3 protein-coding genes are annotated in these 5,001 nt (G+C 60.8%); 1 reads left to right on the top strand and 2 read right to left on the bottom strand.

Translation table 11 applies throughout. The features are described 5' to 3' along the window. Positions 1-222 precede the first annotated feature (222 nt). A protein-coding gene (locus APY03_RS40615) for an IS3 family transposase (RefSeq protein ID WP_102906361.1) occupies positions 223-1,664 on the top strand; the annotation gives its coding sequence in 2 pieces (ribosomal slippage) (positions 223-574 and positions 574-1,664; 1,443 coding nt in all). Between the two features lie 401 nt (positions 1,665-2,065). Here the strand turns inward: APY03_RS40615 and APY03_RS26230 are convergent. Next, the gene (locus APY03_RS26230; RefSeq protein WP_068681512.1) at positions 2,066-3,793 is read right to left on the bottom strand and encodes a long-chain fatty acid--CoA ligase; all 1,728 of its coding nucleotides are present in this window, start codon (positions 3,791-3,793) and stop codon (positions 2,066-2,068) included. A gap of 72 nt (positions 3,794-3,865) precedes the next feature. Next, the gene (locus tag APY03_RS26225; RefSeq protein WP_068681510.1) at positions 3,866-4,822 is read right to left on the bottom strand and encodes a tripartite tricarboxylate transporter substrate binding protein; all 957 of its coding nucleotides are present in this window, start codon (positions 4,820-4,822) and stop codon (positions 3,866-3,868) included. Between the last annotated feature and the right edge of the window lie 179 nt (positions 4,823-5,001).

Here is a 5,001-nt window from a genome sequence, read left to right as displayed (position 1 = left end):
GAGCGCAAAACGTCGACTGGAAACGCAGGTTGAATCACGAAGCCCCCCGTGCCAATATGAGCTGCTGCACCTACCCCTGAGAGATTAGTGAGCAACGAGGTAGGTATGACGATCAACCAACAACCCAAGGCCGCGATGGACGCAGCGAATAGTTTGCCCGATCCGGGCGCATTGGAAGGAGCCCGTAGGGCGACTGGAGATGCGTCCGGATCGGCCGCACCGATGCGAGCTGCAGGCACAGACTCGGAGGTCGTGCCGCGTGCGCGACGTCGGCAGTTCTCCAACGCCGAAAAGCGCCGCATCGTGGAGGCGGCCGACCGCTGCATCAAGCCCGGCGAGATCGGCGCGTTGATGCGCCGCGAAGGCGTGTACTCGTCCTCCTTGAGCACATGGCGACGCCAGCGCGAGGCGGTCGATCTGGCCGCGCTGGCCCCGCAGAAGCGCGGACCCAAGTCCGATCCCGATCGCGCCGATGCGCTGCATATCGCGCAGCTCACGCGCGACAACGAGCGCCTGAAGAGCCGGCTCGACAAGGCGATGCTGGTGATCGAAGTTCAAAAAAAAGTTGCCGCCCTGTTGGGCCACACGCTCGACGACAACGGCGAGAGGACGTGATGGCTGGCGTGCACGAACTCGCCCCGGTCCTTGGAGCCGGCGCTGCGTGCCGGGCCATGGGTCTGTGGCGGGGAGCACCTGCGCGCCAGCAGGCGCTTCTGCACCGCGCGGCGCTGGTGGGACCGCGGGCACAACGCGCTGCGCGGCCTCGTCCGCCATTGGCCTTGGACCCGCACGAGAACCAGGTGCTGCTGGACACGCTCAACAGCGAGCGCTTCGTCGACTCTGCGCCAGCGGCAGTACACGCCACGCTGCTCGACGAGGGCCGCTACCTCGGCTCGGTGCGCACGATGTACCGGCTGCTGGCGATCAACGGCGGCTGTCGCGAGCGGCGCGATCAACTCACCCATCCGGCCTACACCAAGCCCGAGTTACTGGCGCTGGCGCCCAACCAGGTGTGGTCCTGGGACATCACCAAGCTGAAGGGCCCGGCCAAGTGGACGTGCTTTCACCTGTACGTGATCCTGGATATCTTCAGCCGTTACGTGGTGGGCTGGCTGATCGCACTGCGCGAGAGCGCCGAGCTGGCCGAGCAACTGATCGCCGAGACCGTGGCGCGCCACGCCGTGCTGCCGGGCACGCTGACCCTGCATGCTGATCGAGGCGCCAGCATGCGCTCCAAGCCGGTGGCCGCGTTGCTGGTGGATCTGGACATTGCCAAGAGCCACAGCCGCCCGCACGTCTCGGACGACAACCCGTACTCCGAGTCGCAGTTCAAGACGATGAAATATCGGCCGGACTTCCCGGCGCGCTTCGGCTGCATCGAGGACGCGCGTGCGCACTGCCAAACATTCTTCGCCTGGTACAACACTGCACACCGTCACTCGGGCATCGGCTACATGACCCCGCACAACGTGCACTACGGTCATGCCCACGAGATGCGCATCACCCGCCAGGCCACCCTCGATGCCGCGTTCGATGCTCATCCGAAGCGCTTCAAGAGCAAGTGCCCGCAACCACCCGCACTGCCCACGGCGGCCTGGATCAACCCGCCACAACAGGAATCAACCACCCTCAACAAGCCGCAGCCCTGCACAGTAAATTCATGAAGCCGGGTGCAGCAAAGTCATTGACACGTTCCGACGCACGCAGGGACAAGGCGCTACGGGCTTCGCCCTTCGCGCCTTCTTCGAGCGAGCGACTGGGCATCAACAAGTAAGGCAACAAAGGAGGGAAACGCTACAGTTATGCACAGTCGGCATCCACGATGCCGGCTTCCATCCCCGGGTCAGAGTTCAACCGGCAGGGTGGGTCAAAGTTCAACCGGCGTCGACAGATCAAGATCTCCCTCGGTGCTCTCAGTCCCATTGAGTACCGGAAAAGCCTGGGGCTCGCGGCATAAACAGTCCAAGATATCTGCCGCACCCCCCTTGCCAACTTGCCGGCATTGAATCGATTACTGCGAGCGATTATTCAGATCCATCGAAACCGACGCGCTTTGATGGCTGCGTTAGGAACTGCGTAATTGCGCGCCTCTTGCCACACCTTGGTCGATTGTTTCCTGCTCCTGTAACAACCGCCACATGACTTTACCACTGCCGCTCTTGGGCAACGCGTCGACGAATGCCACCTTTCGAGGGATCTTATACGCTGCCATATGCTCGCGACACCAATCAATAATCTGCTGTTCGGTCGTGTCACTGTGGGTGAGCCGCAAAACCACCACGGCCTTGACTGTTTCGCCGCGATAGTCGTCCTTCGTGGAGATGATGCAAGCCTCCTGAATCGCAGGATTCTTGAACATCATTGATTCGACCTCTGCCGGCCACACCTTAAATCCGCTGGCATTGATCATGCGTTTCAAGCGATCGGTCATGAAGAAGTACCCGTCTTCATCCATGCGCCCCAAGTCACCCGTACGGAAGAAGCGCTTTCCTTCGAACTCCACGAACGCGGCGGCTGTTGCGTCGGGCTGATTCCAATACCCTTGAAACACCTGCGGGCCATGCGTTATGATTTCGCCCACTTGGCCAATTGGCATTTCCTGAAGGGTCTGGGGGTCCACAATGCGTGAATCGGTGCTCAACCAGGGGATGCCAAGGCATTGCTGCTTCGGACGGTCGAAAGGGTTGTAATGCGTGGGAGCTGCGGTCTCCGTGAGCCCGTACCCTTCAACATACTTCAAGTTGTACTGCTCCAGGAGCCGCTGCGCGACTGTCTGAGGCATTGAGGCACCCCCTCCACCGATACAGGTAAGACTGCTCAGATCGAAGCTGGCGAAATTGGGACTTCCTAGCAAATCAATGACCATCGTAGGGATGTTGATCCAACTGGTGATCTTGTGGCGTGAGATCAGTCGACCCGCGAACTCGCGGTCCCACCGCGGCATGATCACCAAAGTGTTTGCCGCGTAGATGGCTGCATGCATCACGATGACTGCACCCGTGATGTGAAACATTGGAGTTGCGGCCAAGACCACCGCCTCCGCGGCGATCGACCCCCACAACTGGTTGGCGATCACGTTGTGCATTAAGGTGGAATGGTGATGAACGCAGCCCTTCGGCAGCCCCGTAGTACCGCTCGTGTAAGGCAAGAGCGCCATGTCATCGCTCCCGACCGAATGCGCTGGAGGCGCATGACCAGCATTCAGGGCATCGCACCAATTAAACACGGTGCCTTCGGCTAGATGGGGTAGTGCATGCCGTGTGAGCAACCAGTCTCGCCAAGCTGCAATCGGAGCATCTTCACCGGTGATCTCGGGATCGAAGGCGTCCGTGAACTGAGTAATAATCAAATGCGTGAGGCGCTGAGCCGGCTCTAGCGAATTGCTCGCCTCCGCCACTGCATTGGCAAGATCGCCGGTGGTTATCGCGACCTTCGCCCCGGAGTCGGTGATGTAATGCTTGAGCTCGTCTGCTCGATTCATCGGATTCACCGGTACCACCACGGCATTGGCGCGCAGGATCGCAAAATGAGCAATCACGAACTGCGGGCAGTTCTGCATATCCAGTAAGACGCGGTCTCCACGGGCCACTCCCAGGTCATGCAAGGTTCCAGCCAATTTTTCCACCTGCGCGGCCAGCTCACGGTAGCTGGTGATGCGGCCAAAGAACACCAGAGCAGCCTTGTCTGGGAACCTTTCGGCGGCCGAGGCAAGATTGTGCCAAAGCGAGGTTGCGGGAACATCAATGGCGGGTGGTAGGCCTCGCGGCCAGAACTTGTAGTGTGGACGGTGCATGGTGGCCTGAAAGAGACCGGCGCTCGATGGCGCCTGTCAGAGTGCTGCCGATTGTTGGGGCTAGTACTTCTTCTATCGATTGTCCGCGCTCAATTTGACTGCGCGCTGTGCGCGAGTCAGATCGTTCTGCAAGAACGCCTTGAACGCTGACGTATCGAGATAGGAACTCTCCGCGCCCAGTGCAGCGAGCTTCGCGCGAGTCTCCTCGTTGGATGTGGCGTCCTGCACCGCGGCGACGAGCCGCGCAACCACATCGGGCGGAGTTCCTGCGGGGACGTGATAGCCCAGCCAGCTATCGATTGCTGCTTCGGGAAACCCAAGCTCGGCCATCGTGGGAACTTGCGGCAGCAATGCTGAACGCTTTGAGCTCGTGATCGCCAGTCCGTGCAACTGACCGCCTTTCACCAGAGGAAGGGCTACATTGAAAGGCGCGACGCCGCCGCTCAGAATGCCGCTGATCAGATCCGGCACGTATGAAACGCCGCCTTTGTACTGAATCGGCGTAAATTTCACTCCCGCTGTATCGGCCAGGATCTGTTGCACCATGGTCTGCGTGGCACCGCGCCCAGCGTCCGCGATAGGCTTCCCTGGACTTGCCTTGGCCTCCGCGAGATAGTCCTTCAACGTCACACTGCTTGACTTGCCGGATACGACAAACACATTCGGAGAGACGGCAAACCGTGCGACCGGCATCAGCTTCTCTGGAGCCCACTGGAGATTGCTTTCGATCAGCGGATTCGTGCTGAAGTACGAAGCGGTGGCCAGGATGGTTCGCCCGTCCGGAGGTGCTTGCATGACATGGGCAGGGCCAATGTTGGCGTTGGCACCGGGGCGATTCTCGACTACGACGGGTTGGCCGAGCGTCTGCGCCATCCGGAGCGCCATGATGCGGTTCATCACATCGACCAGTCCGCCGGCCGCGTACGGCACAATGATGCGAACCGGTTGGGAGGATCCAGGCTGCGCAGCGGCCAGGGAAGTGCCAAGAAGTGACAGCAACCCCGCGGCAAGTACTCGGATTAGCGTCATCGCGCTTCTCCTAGACGACTTCAACCGGAGCGACCAACTCGACCCCCGGTACACGGATGCCATCGGGGCGCCCGCTCGAGGTGGTTCCAAAGCGCTCGTACATGAAAGGCGGCAGTGCGGGGCCGTCCGGGCACGCCAACCTGCCCGGCGTCAACTATTCTGAGCGGCGAGCGTCAATT

Source organism: Variovorax sp. WDL1 (genome assembly GCF_001541225.1).
Lineage (GTDB): Bacteria > Pseudomonadota > Gammaproteobacteria > Burkholderiales > Burkholderiaceae_C > Variovorax.
This window is presented reverse-complemented; position numbering and strand designations above follow the sequence as displayed.